The organism is Streptomyces sp. NPDC111802, from assembly GCF_055634335.1.
On sequence record NZ_JBVKCZ010000005.1, the window covers coordinates 227,756 to 243,337 of the forward strand.

Below are 15,582 nucleotides of genomic sequence, written 5' to 3' on the forward strand. Positions count from 1 at the left end.
GGCGGAGGGCGGGGGCGCCGCCCGGTCCGCGCCCCGACCGCCGGACGGTGCGCAGCAGTTCACTGTGCCCCCATGACGCGCCGATGCAGTCCGCCGTCGAACTCGGACGACTTGGCGCTCCGGTCGTCCAGGTCGATGCGCACCGTGTGGATCGTCCCGGTGAACTCGTTGTCGAGTACGGGGTAGTCGTCGGTCACCGGTGTACTCAGGTCCACCCCGACGTCGAGTGTCTCGTCGAAGGAGAAGTAGTACGGGATGGTCCGCTCGATCCGTCCGCTCGCGTGCTTCTCACCGTCCACCAGGAGTACGGCCGTTCCGCCCTTGCCGAGCCCTTGGCCGTCGTAGTCGAACTCGACCCGGATCTCGTGCCGTCCCGGCGGCAGGGACTCGCCCCCGCGCACGGTGTACAGGTTCATGCCGAAGTAGTTGTAGGCGTAGGCCGGTCTGCCCCGGGTGAAGTACAGGGTCCAGCCGCCGAATCGGCCGCCCTGCGCGATGATCACGCCCTCGGCCGCTGTCTCCGGCAGCTCGATGTCGGCGGTGATGCTGTGCGAGCGGTTCTTGACGTTGGGTGTGGTCTCCTCGGTGAACCGTCGCATTCCCGCGCGGTAGGTGACGGAGGTGCGGTCGCCGAGCAGATCGATACGGCCGGCCATGGCGGGGTTCTCCCGCTCGGTGACGCGGTCGTCCAGGGGGAAGACCTGGTACTTCGCCGCCTCGATCAGGAACAGGTCCTGCAACTGGCGTAGTTTCTCCGGGTGTTCGGCGGCGAGGTCGTGCGCCTGGCTCCAGTCCCTGCTCAGGTCGTACAGCTCCCAGACGTCGTCGGCGAACCTGCGGTCCTTGTCCGGCACCATCTCCCAGGGGATGCCGTGCCGGGTGACCGCCATCCAGCCGTCGTGGTAGACGCCCCGGTTGCCGCACATCTCGAAGTACTGGGTACGGCGATGCTCGGGAGCGTGGGGATCGGCGAGCGTCCGCTGCATGCTCGTGCCCTCGACGGGCTGCTGCGGGACCCCGTCCACGCTGAACGGTGCCGGGACTCCCACGCAGTCCAGGATCGTCGGCAGGACGTCGATCACGTGCGAGAACTGGTGACGGAGTCCGCCGCGCTCGGGGACCCCCCTCGGCCATTGCAGGATCATGCCGTCCCGGGTGCCGCCGAAGTGCGAGGCCACCTGCTTGGTCCACTGGTACGGGGTGTTCAGCGCCAGCGCCCATCCCGCAGGGGCGATCGGGTAGCTGAGCGGGCCGCCGATCTCGTCGATGTGGTCGATCATCTCGTCCGGGTCGTCCACCACGCCGTGGCCCAGCCGGTGCTCGACGATCGTCCCTTCGATACCGCCTTCACCCGAGGCGCCGTTGTCGCCCAGGATGTAGAGGAAGAGGGTGCTGTCCAGCTCGCCCAGGTCCTCCAGCGCGTCGACGAACCTGCCGACCTGCACGTCGGCGTGTTCGGTGAAGGCGGCGAAGGTCTCCATGAACCTGGCCGCCAGCCGGCGCTGGTTGTCGGTGAGTTCGTCCCAGTGGGGAACGCCCTCGGCCCAGCTCGCGAGTTCCGTCTCCGGGGGTACGACGCCGAGCTGTTTCTGCCGGCCGAGGGTCAGTTCGCGCTGCCGGTCCCAGCCGTGGTCGAACCGGCCGCGGTACTTCTCCCGCCATGCGCGGCCGACGTGCAGCGGCGCATGCGCGGCACCCAGCGCGAGGTAGGTGAAGAACGGCCGGTCCGGGGTCAGCGTGCGCTGGGTGCGCACCCAGTCGATGGCGTGGTCGACGAGGTCCTCGGACAGGTGGTAGCCGTCCTCGGGCCGGCGATCCGGCTCGACGGGGGTGGTGCCCTGGTACAGCAGGGGATACCAGTGGTTCATCTCGGCGCCCATGAAGCCGTAGAAGGTTTCGAATCCCTCACCGGTGGGCCAGCGGTCGAACGGCCCGACCGCGCTGATCTCCCGTGGCGGGGTCTGGTGCCATTTGCCGAAGGCGGCCGTGCTGTAGCCGTTGCCCTGGAGGATCTGGGCCAGGGTTGCCGCGCTGCGCGGCCGGAACCCGTTGTACCCCGGGGCCGCGGTGGTCATCTCGGTGGTGCCGCCCATGCCCACCGAGTGGTGGTTGCGCCCGGTCAGCAGGGCCTGCCGGGTCGGCGAGCACAGGGCGGTCACATGAAAGCGGGTGTAGCGCAGGCCGTTGTCCGCGAGTCGCTGCGCGGCGGGCATCTCGCACGGTCCGCCGAAGGCGCTGGAGGTGCCGAATCCGAGGTCGTCGACGAGCACGATCACCACGTTCGGTGCGCCCTCGGGCGGCGGGACCGGGCCGATGGGGGTGAAGGCGGTCACCTGGTCGTGGATGTCCATCGCGGTCGTCAGGGGCCGACGGGTGTCGGGCCGCGGAAGTATGTGCCGTCCGGCGTCGAACTCAGTCATGCATTTCTCCGATTCGGCGCCCGGCGGGAAATGTCACACGTTCTTGTCGCAGCCGAATCACCGGCGTAACAAAGCTGACTTCGGCGATTGCGGAACCCTCTGACCTGCGATGCAGTCAAAGTGTCAGCTCTTGCTCAGCCCGGTCAACAATTCACCTTGAATTCCCGCGGACCGGTTTTGAATGAAGGCGATAGAAATCTTCTATACCTGCACGGTTGTTCAGTCCTGGGCAGGTGCGGACGCCAGGTCCACGAACGCCTGGGCGGCGGGGGACAGCGGACCCGACCGCCACACCAGCCGGCCGTGGCGCAGCAGCCGCGGCCGATGGGACAGCATCCGGGCCCCGCGCAGCGCGGCGTCCCGGGCCATGGAAGCGGGCAGCAGGGAGGCACCGACGCCGGAGAGGACCAGCGGCACGATCATCGCGCGGTGCGCGGTCTCCACCGCGATCCGCGGTACGACGCCCAGCGCGGCGCACAGGTCGTCCACCGCCGCCCGGGTCTCAGTGCCCGGCGGTGTCACTATCAGGTCCAGCGCTGCCAGTTCACGCGAGGTGATGGTGTCGCCCGCCGGATGCGGGTGGTCCGCGGGCAGCACGACGTGCATCTCCTGCTCCGGCAGGTCGAGCCCGCGAAGGTCCGCCGTGCTCACCGAGGCGTCCACCAGCCCGAGTTCGCACTGTCCGGCCGCGACCATGTGCGCCACGGCAGGGCCCCGCTCCGGGTCGACCACGCACACGGAGACCTTCGGATGCGCGCGATGGAAGCGCCCCAGCATGTCGGCCAAGGGGTCGACCGACAGGGTCGTCTGCGAAACGATGTCGAGTCGGCCGCCGCTGAGCCCGAGGACCTCCTGGACCAGTGAACTGGCCGTGGACAGGTCGCGCAGAACCTGCTGGGCCGGCCGGACCAGCGCCTCACCGGCCGCGGTGAGGGCGACACCCTGCGGGAGACGGTGAAAGAGCCTTCCGCCGAATTCGCGTTCCAGGGACCGGATCGCATGCGACAGCGAGGGCTGCGCGACATGGAGCGCGATGGCCGCCGCGGTGAATCCGCCGTGCTCGACCACGGCGAGGAAATACTCCAGCTGGCGTCGTTCCATCGGGTCTCCGTCGGGGCTCCGTCGGGGCTCCGTGCGTTTCGGACCACCTGACGCCCCGATCGGGCGGGTGATGGGGACAGTGTCCCCGATCCGGCAAACGAGGGCCTCAGCCGGTGGGAACACCTTGAACGCCAACGCCGCAGAGGACCGGCTTTCGCCGAGCGCGCCGCCCGGCTCAGACGCCCGCCCGGTCCAGGGCACTCTGCAGGGACTGCCGGTAGCCCGCGCTGGTGTACGTGGCGCCGGACACCGTGTCGATGTCCGCGCTCTGCGCCCGCAGCGTCTCCTGGTTGAGCTTGGGGACGGCCGTGGAGTTGATGTCCCTGCTCCGCGCCGTCCCGTCGGGAGACTGGACGGCGCTCGCCCCGGTGATCCTGCTTCCGGTGAGCGTGATCCGCACCTGGACCGGGCCGTACTTCGTCCGGGCCGTGGCCCCGGTGACGGTACGGGTGGTGGGTGCGGCCGTGGTGGTCTTCGGGGCGGAGGGGGCACTGCTGGACTTCGTGGGCGCGGCGGGTGCCGGGTGCGACGGCGACGCGCTCGGGGAGGAGGAGGCCGGGGTGGGTTTCTTCTCAGGCGTCCTGGACGGGGAGGCCGACGCGGACGGGGAGTGGGAGGCCGCCGTGATCGCGGGCGTGGGCGCGGCGGCCGTTGCCGGCGAAGGGGCCGTCGTCGGCTTCAGCACGAGCAGCAGCACGATGCCGGAGGCCGTGCCGACGGCGGCCAGCAGCGCATTGCGGAACGGATGCTTCTTCCTCACTGGATTCCCAGCGCGTCAGCGGTGCCAGGTGTCACAGGTGCCTCAGAACTCGAAGGACTCATGGTGGATACGGCGGTGCGGGACGCCTGCTTCGCGGAGTGCGGCGTACGACTCCTCAGCCAGTCCCGGCGGCCCGCACAGGTACACGTCGTGCCGCGCTGTGTCCGCCGACGGCCTTGACGGTGATCCGCAGCAGGTCGGGGCGGGCCGAGAGTGAGTACGGGTTGGCGCTCCAGCGCAGCCCCCTGGTGAGGAACCGCCAGCGGAAGAAGTGCCCAGCCTCGGCGCCCAGCCGGCCGCCCCCGTCCAGGCGAGCACCAGCAGGGGTGCCGCGGGAGAACGCCGGGGCCGGATCCGGCGCATGGCCTGCCGTCGGCCCGCCGGCTGTGCTGGACGGTCGTCAAGGCCGTACTTCCCTTTACTTGCTGCTGCCCCGGCAGGCACCGCACACCTGGCCGGATGACCGGATGGTCGGGTGGCCGAAAACCGCCGGTGAAGGCGGGGCGTGCTCTTCAGGAGGCCCGCTCCGGGGAGAGGCGTATGAGGGCCCACTTCCCCCCATCCACCTAGTCCAGCGCACCGGCGGGGCTGAGCGTCACCGCCTCCGTGGCTCGGTGGCCGGCCGCCTGTTTCGGACACACCCGTGGCATCGCCCGTGGCTACACTCGCCGCCCATGCAACAGCTCGACCGGAAGACAAATCAGCAGAAAACGCACGGCCCTTCATCGGGTGCCGACACCCTCGCCATCCCTGTGAAGAGTGCGTGGACCACTGCCGCATTCGTCGCCGTCCGCGCCGCCAGACCGACGCCCCACACCGATGCGAGCGGCCTCGGACACGAGCTCGACTCCCCGGCCCACACAGGGCTCGCAGCAGCCGCGACCGCCCCCGGCTTCCCCCCAACAGGCCCCGATTCAGCTGTGATTAACGTCACTCCGGGGAGCGTGGTGTGAGCCGTTCGGCACGACGTCGGCACGCCCGTTCCCGTGAGCCCCGCGGGCACTGGAAGCTGCTGGCCCTGACCCTGTCCCTCGTCCTCGTCGCCCTGCTCTTCGAGGGCTGGACCCGCCATGAGGTGGACGCCGCCAAGACGCGACGCCCGTGCACCAAGCCGGTGCCCAAGGCCGTGGACGAGAGCGGGCCCGTCCTGCGCCGGATACGCGGGGACGACGTCGATTCCTCGGCCATGCCGGCGCACACCGTCGCGCTCACCTTCGACGGCGGACCCGACCCCGTATGGACCCCGCGGCTGCTCGACCTGCTGCGCAAGCATCACGCGCACGCGACCTTCTTCGTGTACGGCGCCCAGGCGGCGCGTCATCCGGAGCTGGTCCGGCGGATCCTCGACGAGGGCCACGAGATCGGCTCGAACACGTACACAGGGGCTGACCTCGGCTCCTCGTCACGGGTACGCGCCGCGATGGAGCTGACGCTCACCCAGAAGACCCTCGCCGGTTCGGCGGGCATCCGCACCGACCTGCTGCGGATGCCGTTGACGACCCAGGTGGACACGCTGTGCGGCGCCGAGTGGACGGCGGCCCGTCGCGCCGCCGCGGACGGCTATGTGCTGGTCGCCGCGAACCGGCCGGACCGCGATCCGGCCCTCGGCCTGGTGCGGCAGTTCAGCCAGACGGACCTGGGGTACGAGGAGACGAAGGTCCTGCTCGCCGATCCGCACGCCGACCGGCTCACCACCGTGACCGACGCGCTCGACATGCCCTCGGCCGACACGCGGGTGCCCGCTCTCGAACAGTGGCAGGGCAGGGCGCTGAACTGGGCCGCGACCGCTGGGCAGACGTTCACGAACGCCATGACCTGGGTGTTGCTGGCACTGGGCGTACTGGGCATGGTGCGGCTGCTGATGCTGACCTTCTTCGCCCGCGCCCACGTCCGCCGTCTCACCCGCTTCCGCCCCGGCTCGCCCTGGCTGCGCGGGGTCAACGCGCCCGTGACGGTGCTGGTCCCGGCGTACAACGAAGAGGCCGGCATCGAGTCCACCATCCACTCGCTGCTCGCCTCCACGCACCCGCACATCGAGGTCATCGTCATCGACGACGGGTCCACGGACCGGACCGCGGACCTCGCGACCTGGATCAACGACCCCCGGGTACGGGTGATCCGGCAGCCCAACTCGGGCAAGGCGGCCGCCCTCAACACCGGCCTGGCGAACGCCTCGTACGACATCGTGGTGATGGTCGACGCCGACACCGTCTTCGAGCCGGACGCCCTGTACCGGCTGATCCAGCCGCTCGCGCACCCGGCCGTCGGCGCCGTCAGCGGCAACACCAAGGTCGGCAACCGGCGCGGGCTGCTGGGCAGATGGCAGCACCTGGAGTACGTCTTCGGCTTCAACCTCGACCGGCGGATGTTCGAGGTCCTGGAGTGCATGCCGACGGTTCCCGGCGCCATCGGCGCCTTCCGCCGGGACGCGCTGCTGGGCGTCGGCGGGGTCAGCGAGGACACCCTCGCCGAGGACACCGACCTCACGATGGCGCTGTGGCGGGCCGGCTGGCGGGTGGTCTACGAGGAGTCGGCCATCGCCTGGACCGAAGTCCCCATGTCCCTGCGGCAGTTGTGGCGGCAGCGCTACCGCTGGTGCTACGGCACGCTCCAGGCGATGTGGAAACACCGCGGAGCCGTCGTCGAAGTGGGCCCGGCGGGCCGCTTCGCGCGCCGCGGACTGACGTATCTGATGCTCTTCCAGGTGATCCTGCCGCTGATCGCGCCGGTCATCGACCTCTTCGCGCTGTACGGCGTGCTCTTCCAGGATCATGTGCAGTCGCTGGGGGTGTGGTTCGCCTTCCTCGCCGTCCAACTGTGCTGCGCCGGTTACGCGTTGCGGCTCGACCGGGAGAAGCTGCGGGCCCTGTGGGCGATGACGTTCCAGCTCTTCGTCTACCGGCAGTTGATGTATCTGGTCGTCATCCAGTCCGTGGTCGCCCTGCTGGGCGGCACGCGACTGAAGTGGCATCGCATGCAGCGCTCCGGCACGGCCGCCACCGAACAGCTGAGACAGCCGGTCGGGGCGGCACGAGAGCTGTCGTCGAGGTGAGCGGGGGTTCGGCCATGCATGAGCGATACGGAAATGAGCGATACGGAGCGGAACAGGCGCCCCGCGTGATCACGGGACACGTCGTCGCGGAGTACGTCAGCCCGGAGGAGGTACGGCCGTACGGAGAACACGGGGATCAAGTCCCGCGACCGTACGAGGAACCGGAGACCGGCGGCGGCCACACCCGCGGCACCCGCCCCCGGTGGGTACGCCCCAGCCGGCGCCGACGCGTCGCACGACTGCTGCTGCTCCTGCTGTGCGCGCTGCTCGTCACCGCGGGCGGCACCTACGCCTGGGCCGCCGTCCGGCTCAACCAGGACGTCGACCTCGACGAGTCGGCGGGCCGCCCGTCGCAGGGAAAGGGCAGCACGTACCTCATCGTCGGCTCGGACAGCCGTGACGGACTGTCCGAGGAGGCCAAGGACGACCTGCACGCCGGAGGGGGCGGCGGCGGCCGCACCGACTCGATGATGCTGCTGCACACCGGCGCCCACGGCACCACGATGGTGAGCCTGCCGCGCGACTCCTGGGTGACCCTGCCGTCGTACCTGGACCCCGACACCGGCAAGCGGTACCGCCCGGCGAAGAACAAGCTGAACGCCGCCTACTCGCTGGGCGGCCCCCGCCTCCTCGTCCGCACCGTCGAGCTCAACACCGGCCTGCGCGTCGACCACTACGCGGAGATCGGCTTCGGGGGCTTCGTCGGCGTCGTGGACGCGGTCGGCGGCGTGGAGATGTGCGTGGACAGGAACATCAAGGACGAGAAGTCGGGCCTGGACCTGCGCAAGGGCTGCCACACCCTGAACGGTGCCCAGGCACTCGCGTTCGTCCGCCAACGCCACCAGGAGGCGAGCGGTGACCTGGGCCGGTCCCGCAACCAGCGGAAGTTCCTCTCCGCCCTGGCCCACAAGGCGGCCACGCCCGGCACGGCCCTCAACCCCTTCCACACCTACCCCCTTCTGAGCGCCGCGCTGGACACCCTGGTCGTGGACAAGGACATGGACCTGCCCACCCTCGCGTCCCTCTTCCAGGCGCTGAGCGGCGTCTCCGCCGGCCATGGCAGACAGCTCAACGTCCCTGTGACCGGCCCTGGCTTCAGCACCGCCAAGGGCAGCGCCGTGAGATGGGACGAGGCGAAGACGAAGACGCTCTTCACCGAGTTGAGGAACGACCGGCCGGTGAGCATCGGGAGCGACGAGGGCAAGGACTGACGGATCCGACGGCCTGACAATCCACGCTTTCCTGAATTCAGGAATCTCTGTACCGTGAAGGGGTGCTGACTCTCGCCCCCGACATCGAGGTGCTGGTCCGGTTCGGCCGTGCGCTCGCCGACCCCATCCGCTGCCGCATCCTGCTCGCGCTCCGCGAGGCCCCCGCCTACCCGGCGGACCTCGCGGACGCGCTCGGCGTCTCCCGCACGAGGCTGTCGAACCATCTGGCGTGCCTTCGGGACTGCGGCCTCGTCGTCACCGTGCCCGACGGACGGCGCACCCGATATGAGCTGGCCGACGAACGCCTCGGCCACGCCCTGGACGATCTGCGCACCGCCGTGATCGCGGTCGAGGCGGACAGGAACTGCGCCGACGCCCCGGAGAAGGGCTGCTGTTGATGACGGCCATGTCCCTCGGACCGTCCCCGGCCCGCCGCGACGCGCTCGCCCGCCGGATACGCCTGCTGGTCACCGCGACGATCATCTACAACGTCGTCGAGGCGGTCGTCGCGATCACCGCCGGCACCCTCGCCTCCTCCACCGCGCTGATCGGCTTCGGCCTGGACTCGGTCATCGAGGTTTCGTCGGCCGCCGCGGTCGCCTGGCAGTTCTCCGCCCCCGACCACGCCGTACGCGATGCCCGCGAGAAGACCACCCTGCGCATCATCGCGGCGTCGTTCTTCGCGCTCGCCGCCTACGTCACCTTCGACGCCGTCCGTGCCCTCAGCGGCTCCGGAGAGGCGGAACGCTCCATTCCAGGCATCGTGCTCGCCCTCCTGTCGCTGGCCGTGATGCCGTTCCTGTCCGCCGCCCAGCGCCGCGCCGGTCGCGAACTCGGCTCCGCCTCCGCCGTGGCCGACTCCAAGCAGACCCTGCTCTGCACCTACCTCTCCGCCGTGCTCCTGGCCGGCCTGGTCCTCAACGCCACCCTCGGCTGGTCATGGGCCGACCCCGTCGCCGCCCTCGTGATCGCCGCGATCGCCGTCAAGGAGGGCCGCGATGCCTGGCGAGGCGAAGGCTGCTGCGCCCCGACCGCCGCCTCGGCGGTGCCCTCGGACGACTCCAAAGAGGACGCGTGCGGTTGCTGGCCTTGATAACGATGGCGGGATGATGGCCGGCATGCGCATCCGCATCGACGCCGTCGACCTGCCCGGTCTCACCCGCCCCGCCTCTGCCGACGGCAAAGTCCCCGCGTACGGCAACATCCACGTCGCCGTGCAACGCCGCGACCGTCCTGCCGAACTCCTGGATCCACAGCCCGGCGACGCACCGTCCGCGACATGGACCCTGGAGTGCACCGCGAGCGCCTCGCCGACCGGCACCGTGGTCAAAGGTCCCTACGTACAGGACCGTCTGGGCCGGCGGTTCATCTACCTGTCATGGGGCACGGTCGACGAGTCGGGCACCTTCACGATGTTCCGCCGCGCCAAGCTGATGCTCGACGTCATCCCCGACGACGTACTCGCCGCCGCCGCACGCGACGGGCTGCTGGTCGGACGCCTCGGCCTGACCGACGCGCAGGGCGGGCCCCTGTGCGCACGCGTCGAGCCCCCTCACATCACCTGGACCGCCGGGCCGCCGATGTGAGCTTCATCGCGGTAGTGGGGTCCCGGCGTGTTCGCCGTCACCCCACGCGTCGATGACGCGGGCAGCAGCGCATGGCTCATCGACGGAGGTCATGGCTCTGTGGCCGGAGGCGCCCCGCAGGAAAGACTGCATCCACGCGGATCAATATCTGTATCCGCGAGATGAGAAATAGATGCGGTACACCACGAGTATTCCTCGGCCGCCGGCCGCATCGGAATTTTCGACCGCGCAGGGCCGGTCGCAGCATGCTAATGTCGATCTCAGTTGCAGGTGTGGTTGCCAGAAGGTTCATTTTCCGACGGGTTAATCAGCACGGCGACGCGGAATCCGCACAGGGCGAATTCCGAACATCGTCTCCGAAGGAGAAATGACATGGCTACTGGCACCGTGAAGTGGTTCAACGCGGAAAAGGGCTTCGGCTTCATCGAGCAGGACGGCGGCGGCGCTGACGTCTTCGCCCACTACTCGAACATCGCCGCCCAGGGCTTCCGCGAGCTGCAGGAAGGCCAGAAGGTGTCGTTCGACATCGCGCAGGGCCAGAAGGGCCCGACGGCCGAGAACATCGTTCCTGCCTGACACCGGCAGCAACGCATACTTCGCAGCTGGGGCCCGCACCTTGGGGTGCGGGCCCCAGCTCGCTGCTTTCAGGGCGCGTGACGGGAAGGTCTCACCTCATCACCGAACGGTGATGCCTTTCCCGTCGATCCGAATCGACGCCCATCATCTCCGGCTCGTTCTCGCGATTCTCTGCGCCGTTCATTTTGCTGCGGAAATTCCTTGCTACGTGCCTACGCGCTCACATCGAGGAAGGTTCCGCTTGAACCGCGCACGCACCGCCCGCCCGACCCGTACCTACGACCGCTCCCGGGGTTCCGCCGCCAAGTACTCGGGAGCTTCTCGGCGCTCCAAGGGCTACGAGCCTCGACGGGCCGCGCCCCAGGGCGAGTTCGCGCTGCCGGTGACGGTCACACCCGCGCTGCCCGCCGTCGAGTCGTTCGCCGACCTCGCCCTGCCGGCGCCGTTGCTGACCGCGCTCGGCCGCGAGGGCGTGACCGTACCGTTCCCCATCCAGGGCGCGACCCTGCCGAACTCGCTCGCCGGACGTGACGTGCTCGGCCGCGGCCGTACCGGGTCGGGCAAGACCCTCGCCTTCGGCCTCGCGCTACTGGCCCGCACAGCGGGCCGGCGCGCGGAGCCGCGGCAGCCGCTCGCCCTGATCCTCGTGCCCACCCGCGAGCTGGCCCAGCAGGTGACCGACGCGCTCACCCCCTACGCCCGCTCCGTGCGGCTGCGGCTGGCGACTGTGGTCGGCGGGATGTCCATCGGTAAGCAGGCCGGTGCGCTGCGGGCCGGGGCCGAGGTCGTCGTCGCGACGCCGGGGCGGCTCAAGGACCTCATCGACCGTGGCGACTGCCGACTGGACGAGGTCGCCATCACCGTCCTCGACGAGGCCGACCAGATGGCCGACATGGGCTTCATGCCGCAGGTCACCGCCCTGCTCGACCAGGTGAGCCCCGGAGGGCAGCGGATGCTCTTCTCCGCCACCCTGGACCGCAACGTCGACCTGCTCGTCCGCCGCTACCTGACGGACCCGGTGGTGCACTCCGTGGATCCGTCGGCGGGTGCGGTCACCACGATGGAGCACCACGTGCTCCATGTGCACGAAGCGGACAAGAACCGGACGACCACCGAGATCGCGGCGCGAGACGGCCGGGTGATCATGTTCCTGGACACCAAGCACGCCGTGGACCGGCTGACGAAGCACCTGCTGAACAGCGGCGTCCGCGCCGCGGCTCTGCACGGCGGCAAGTCCCAGCCGCAGCGCACACGCACGCTCGCCCAGTTCAAGACCGGACATGTGACGGTACTGGTGGCGACCAACGTCGCGGCGCGCGGGATCCACGTCGACAACCTGGACCTGGTCGTCAACGTCGACCCGCCCACCGACCACAAGGACTACCTGCACCGCGGCGGCCGTACCGCCCGCGCCGGCGAGTCCGGCAGCGTCGTCACCCTTGTGACACCCGGCCAGCGCCGCGGCATGAGCCGGCTGATGGCTTCGGCCGCCATCACCCCCCGGATCACCCCGGTTCGTTCGGGTGAGGCGGAACTGAGCCGTATCACCGGGGCCCAGGCCCCTTCCGGTGTTCCCGTCGTCATCACCGCGCCCGTCTCTGAGCGCCCCCGGCGCGCCGCGTCCTCCTCGGCTCCCTCGTCCCGGGGCCGCCGCTCCCGCCCCGCCCGGGGGCGCGCCACCGGAGGAGCGGGGCGGCGCGTGGCGCAGCAGCGGCCCGCCTTCGACTCGGCTGCCTAGAGGCATCGATCAGAAGCTCACCCATCTCCGAGGAGGCAGCTTTGACACCGGTTCAGACACAGCGACACCAGGCGGATCCTTCCCCCCTGACCATGGTCGAGGTCATGGACGCGTCCGGCCCCCGGGTCCGGGACGACATGACCGTGGAGGTCGCGCTGTCCGTCATGGCCAGTGCCCGGGTCGAGTACCTCCTCCTGTGCGACGGGGACGACCAGTGCACGGGCTCGATCACCCGGGCCGAGCTCGCCGTGCACCGCGGCAGTGCCACGTACACGGACCGGATCCGGCTACGGGACGTCCTCGGCGGCGCCTTCACCTCGCCGCGATCAGCCCGCCCGTTCTCCTTCTCCCTGTGAGGGCATCATGCGCTGTGTCATCGCCCGGTACCCGTTCGACCTGACCAAGAGCGGAGTGCTGGCGTCCATGAAGGGCGTCACGCCCGAGCTCGTCACGGGTGAGTCCGTGACCGTCGGCCGCCGCCGCTACCCCGTCAAGCAGGTGGGCCAGGTCATCACCCGACAGGACCGCCGCGACTTCACCAGCGGCGAAGTCGTCCGGGCCATGACCCGTCTCGGCTTCACCTGCCACGACCGCGTGGAGACCGCGCCCGCGCTGGTCGCCACTCCACTGCAGACCGCGTCGGCACTGTTCGGCGTCGCCTCCTTGGAGGTATGAGAACGGGCGGGTAACCGCCACCAAGGTCCCGGTGAGGGCCCTGCCGACGCGCGTCGGCAGGGCCCTCACTGGCGTCTCGCCGTCCGTTCTCCGCCTTGCACCACCGTTTGCGCAGGCCACAGGCTATGTGGTCCCCCAGATAGCTGAAATCTGTTCTTGCCAGAGTAGACATTGGGCTCTGACACGGTTAGCATTTTTCGCGTAGACAAGGTCAAGCGAGACCCGGCAGACACGAACTGGCGGGTCGCAGTAGTGCAGTACCAGTTCAGCAAGTTCAGCAAGTGGTTGGTTCAGAGGAAGGACGGAGGAGCAGACGCCATCAGGATCGCCCGGCCCGAGAAGCGCTCGGCCGGGTACCGCAAGACCCCGGAATGGAAGGTGGTCCCCGGTCACGCAGCTGCGATCCCCGCACCCCCCTTTCTGCAGGGCTGGTAGCGGAAACAGAAGGTCGGCGCAGCATTAGGGCCGACAGATGGTGTTGAATTTCCTTCGGGGCCCTGGTGCCGTACGGCACCAGGGCCCCTCGACGCGTTGCACATCGAGGTGACATGACAGCAGATACCCCTCTCAGTGATCGTCTGGACGACGACGACTACCCCGCGTACACGATGGGGCGGGCCGCCGAGATGCTCGGCGCCACCCCGGCTTTCCTCCGAGCCCTCGGCGAGGCTCGTCTGATCACTCCGTTGCGCTCGGAGGGCGGACACCGCCGGTACTCCCGCTACCAACTGCGGATCGCGGCACGCGCCCGCGAGCTAGTCGACCGGGGCACCCCGATCGAGGCCGCTTGCCGCATCGTCATCCTCGAGGACCAGCTCGAGGAGGCTCAGCGCATCAACGCCGAGTACCGCCGCCGCGCCGGGCACGAGGCGCACGTTCCCGATTCCAACTGATCACGAGACGCGTCCACCTCTCGAACGTCGTGCCCCTGGCGTGCTCTCAGCGGGTCAGCGCGATCACCACGAACACGACGGCGAAGGCTGTGACCCCGCCGGAGCAGCCCAGGGTCCAGCCCATGCGCAGGGTTTTCCTGACATTGCCCGGGGAGTGGGCCGTCGCCTTCTCGGGGTGCTCGGCGGTGTAGTGCACGGTGATGAAGTCGCCTTCGCCGCGCGTCGCCGGTCCGCCCGTCTCGTCGAAGCGCACGGCACGGCCTTCATGTGTCGTGAACTCGTAGACGTGGTGCAGTGTCGGGTTCTCGTCGCGGTAGGTCGAGTAGGTCCGCAGACAGCGCGCCTTTGCCGTCAGCCCGCTGTTCCAGGCCCGCTTGACCTCCCCGGAGCGGCGGATCACATGGGCCGACATGGACAGCGCGACGGCAGTGACCGCCGCGGCCGCCAAGAGCAGCAGGATGCCTGTCATCACTGTCTCCCGTAGTCCGACGCGCGCGCACCAACCGCCCGTTGCGACGGCGGGATGCGCAGAAACTACCTGACCGGTGGGCAGCCCAGTCGGCCGCGCGTGGCGATCAGCAGGACGACGGCCGCGGCGGTGGAGCTGAGCAGGAAGGCGTGCGCGGCGTATCCGTCGTACAGGGTGGGGAACATGTCGGACCAGGCGAGGGAGAAGTAGTTGTTGACGCCGCAGTGCAGCAGCATGGCCAGCGGCAGGCTCTCGCCGGTGCGGTTGAACACCCAGGTCATGACGAAGCTGAAGGCGATCGTGGTGGCGATGAACTCCAGCGGCGTCGTCCAGGACACGTGCGGCCCGCCCCACTCGGTCAGGAACAGCGGCAGATGCCAGGCCCCCCACAGCGGACCGACGACGAGGGTGCCGAGCAGCGGGCCGTGGCGCCGCTGCAGGCGGGGCATGGCGAACTCACGCCAGCCGGGCTCCTCGGCGAGGCCGGTGGTGATCATCTGCATGATCAGGCCGGGCAGGAACGCGGCCAGCACGGCGACCGGCGGCATCGCGGGGCCGCGGTCGGCCAGCGCGACCGAGGTGAGGGTCAGCGCGGCGGGCACCGAGAGCAGCACCACGACGTACCAGCGCCAACTGACCTTGAACTTGGTCATCCGGCCGCGCCAGGCCCGCAGCCCGCGGCGCCCCTCGGTGGCCCCGGTCACCAGGAGGGCCGACAGGATCGGGCCGAGGTAGGCGCCGGGCAGGACGCCGAGGAGCTGGCTGGTCCCGCCGGCCCCGGGAAAGGCGAAGTGCCAGACGCCCAGGCCGTTCCCGGACAGGATGTACGGCGTCCAGGCGGTCCAGCTCAGCAGATAGGCCAGTGAGAAGAACCAGGTCAGGGGGCGGCGGCGGACGCTGCCCCGCAGGCCGGAGCGGTCTTCCCGGCCTGTGTGGGCCGCTCGCGCTTCGATGCTGACGGGGGCTTGGCTGCTCACCGCGGTGTCCCTTCGGATGCTGGCTGACGTGACGTGTTCAGCACATCAGTCAGGCATCCGCGGATCATTGCCGTGCGCGCCCCGAGTGCGGGTACAGCAGGCTGTACCGCCGTCGACGTCAGTG

At 69.7% G+C, this 15,582-nt stretch carries 15 protein-coding genes and 1 pseudogene; 10 read left to right on the forward strand and 6 right to left on the reverse strand.

Translation table 11 applies throughout. The features are described 5' to 3' along the window. Positions 1-59 precede the first annotated feature (59 nt). The 4 genes and pseudogenes from ACZ7NC_RS07295 to ACZ7NC_RS07310 form a co-directional block, all read right to left on the reverse strand. Positions 60-2,420 (reverse strand): arylsulfatase, encoded by a 2,361-nt coding sequence (locus ACZ7NC_RS07295; protein WP_471485683.1) that lies wholly within the window; start codon positions 2,418-2,420, stop codon positions 60-62. Between the two features lie 219 nt (positions 2,421-2,639). Then, complete coding sequence (locus ACZ7NC_RS07300) at positions 2,640-3,521, reverse strand: LysR family transcriptional regulator (RefSeq protein ID WP_471485685.1); 882 nt, start codon at positions 3,519-3,521, stop codon at positions 2,640-2,642. Between the two features lie 175 nt (positions 3,522-3,696). Beyond that, positions 3,697-4,281 (reverse strand): FMN-binding protein, encoded by a 585-nt coding sequence (locus ACZ7NC_RS07305; protein ID WP_471485687.1) that lies wholly within the window; start codon positions 4,279-4,281, stop codon positions 3,697-3,699. Positions 4,282-4,426: 145 nt separating this feature from the next. Further along, positions 4,427-4,576: pseudogene (locus ACZ7NC_RS07310) on the reverse strand (ferric reductase); the annotation flags it as partial. Between the two features lie 654 nt (positions 4,577-5,230). Here ACZ7NC_RS07310 and ACZ7NC_RS07315 point away from each other — a divergent pair. From ACZ7NC_RS07315 to ACZ7NC_RS07360, 10 genes are all read left to right on the forward strand, one after another. Continuing rightward, positions 5,231-7,333 (forward strand): bifunctional polysaccharide deacetylase/glycosyltransferase family 2 protein, encoded by a 2,103-nt coding sequence (locus ACZ7NC_RS07315; protein ID WP_471485689.1) that lies wholly within the window; start codon positions 5,231-5,233, stop codon positions 7,331-7,333. 65 nt (positions 7,334-7,398) lie between these two features. Then, positions 7,399-8,544: an LCP family protein gene (locus ACZ7NC_RS07320; RefSeq protein ID WP_471485691.1), complete on the forward strand. Its 1,146-nt coding sequence runs from the start codon at positions 7,399-7,401 to the stop codon at positions 8,542-8,544. A 62-nt stretch (positions 8,545-8,606) separates the two neighbouring features. Beyond that, positions 8,607-8,942: an ArsR/SmtB family transcription factor gene (locus ACZ7NC_RS07325; protein WP_471485693.1), complete on the forward strand. Its 336-nt coding sequence runs from the start codon at positions 8,607-8,609 to the stop codon at positions 8,940-8,942. Next, the gene (locus ACZ7NC_RS07330; RefSeq protein ID WP_471485695.1) at positions 8,942-9,637 is read left to right on the forward strand and encodes a cation efflux transmembrane domain-containing protein; all 696 of its coding nucleotides are present in this window, start codon (positions 8,942-8,944) and stop codon (positions 9,635-9,637) included. The genes ACZ7NC_RS07325 and ACZ7NC_RS07330 overlap by 1 nt, the downstream gene beginning before the upstream one ends. A gap of 25 nt (positions 9,638-9,662) precedes the next feature. Next, positions 9,663-10,130 (forward strand): DUF5990 family protein, encoded by a 468-nt coding sequence (locus tag ACZ7NC_RS07335; protein WP_471485697.1) that lies wholly within the window; start codon positions 9,663-9,665, stop codon positions 10,128-10,130. A gap of 372 nt (positions 10,131-10,502) precedes the next feature. Next, positions 10,503-10,706 carry a cold-shock protein gene (locus ACZ7NC_RS07340; protein WP_030224351.1) on the forward strand — a complete coding sequence of 68 codons (204 nt, stop codon included), beginning with the start codon at positions 10,503-10,505 and terminating at the stop codon, positions 10,704-10,706. A 241-nt stretch (positions 10,707-10,947) separates the two neighbouring features. Continuing rightward, positions 10,948-12,444 (forward strand): DEAD/DEAH box helicase, encoded by a 1,497-nt coding sequence (locus ACZ7NC_RS07345; RefSeq protein WP_471485699.1) that lies wholly within the window; start codon positions 10,948-10,950, stop codon positions 12,442-12,444. 104 nt (positions 12,445-12,548) lie between these two features. Further along, positions 12,549-12,800, forward strand: a complete 252-nt coding sequence (locus ACZ7NC_RS07350) for a CBS domain-containing protein (RefSeq protein WP_471485701.1) — start codon at positions 12,549-12,551, stop codon at positions 12,798-12,800. Positions 12,801-12,807: 7 nt separating this feature from the next. Then, entirely contained in the window at positions 12,808-13,119 is a 312-nt protein-coding gene (locus ACZ7NC_RS07355; protein ID WP_471485703.1) for an SCO5918 family protein, read from the forward strand. 548 nt (positions 13,120-13,667) lie between these two features. Then, complete coding sequence (locus ACZ7NC_RS07360; RefSeq protein ID WP_471485705.1) at positions 13,668-14,012, forward strand: MerR family transcriptional regulator; 345 nt, start codon at positions 13,668-13,670, stop codon at positions 14,010-14,012. Between the two features lie 46 nt (positions 14,013-14,058). Here ACZ7NC_RS07360 and ACZ7NC_RS07365 read toward each other — a convergent pair whose 3' ends face one another. Beyond that, complete coding sequence (locus ACZ7NC_RS07365) at positions 14,059-14,481, reverse strand: hypothetical protein (RefSeq protein WP_471485707.1); 423 nt, start codon at positions 14,479-14,481, stop codon at positions 14,059-14,061. Positions 14,482-14,546: 65 nt separating this feature from the next. After that, positions 14,547-15,458, reverse strand: coding sequence for a CPBP family intramembrane glutamic endopeptidase (locus ACZ7NC_RS07370; protein WP_471485709.1), 912 nt, complete (start codon positions 15,456-15,458; stop codon positions 14,547-14,549). Between the last annotated feature and the right edge of the window lie 124 nt (positions 15,459-15,582).

Bases quoted from the DNA above. Each gene is read 5' to 3' on its own strand.
- ACZ7NC_RS07300 (WP_471485685.1), bottom strand. From the start codon at position 3,521: ATGGAACGACGCCAGCTGGAGTATTTCCTCGCCGTGGTCGAGCACGGC.
- ACZ7NC_RS07355 (WP_471485703.1), top strand. From the start codon at position 12,808: ATGCGCTGTGTCATCGCCCGGTACCCGTTCGACCTGACCAAGAGCGGA.
- ACZ7NC_RS07350 (WP_471485701.1), top strand. From the start codon at position 12,549: ATGGACGCGTCCGGCCCCCGGGTCCGGGACGACATGACCGTGGAGGTC.
- ACZ7NC_RS07330 (WP_471485695.1), top strand. From the start codon at position 8,942: ATGACGGCCATGTCCCTCGGACCGTCCCCGGCCCGCCGCGACGCGCTC.
- ACZ7NC_RS07295 (WP_471485683.1), bottom strand. From the start codon at position 2,420: ATGACTGAGTTCGACGCCGGACGGCACATACTTCCGCGGCCCGACACC.
- ACZ7NC_RS07335 (WP_471485697.1), top strand. From the start codon at position 9,663: ATGCGCATCCGCATCGACGCCGTCGACCTGCCCGGTCTCACCCGCCCC.
- ACZ7NC_RS07365 (WP_471485707.1), bottom strand. From the start codon at position 14,481: ATGACAGGCATCCTGCTGCTCTTGGCGGCCGCGGCGGTCACTGCCGTC.
- ACZ7NC_RS07340 (WP_030224351.1), top strand. From the start codon at position 10,503: ATGGCTACTGGCACCGTGAAGTGGTTCAACGCGGAAAAGGGCTTCGGC.
- ACZ7NC_RS07360 (WP_471485705.1), top strand. From the start codon at position 13,668: ATGACAGCAGATACCCCTCTCAGTGATCGTCTGGACGACGACGACTAC.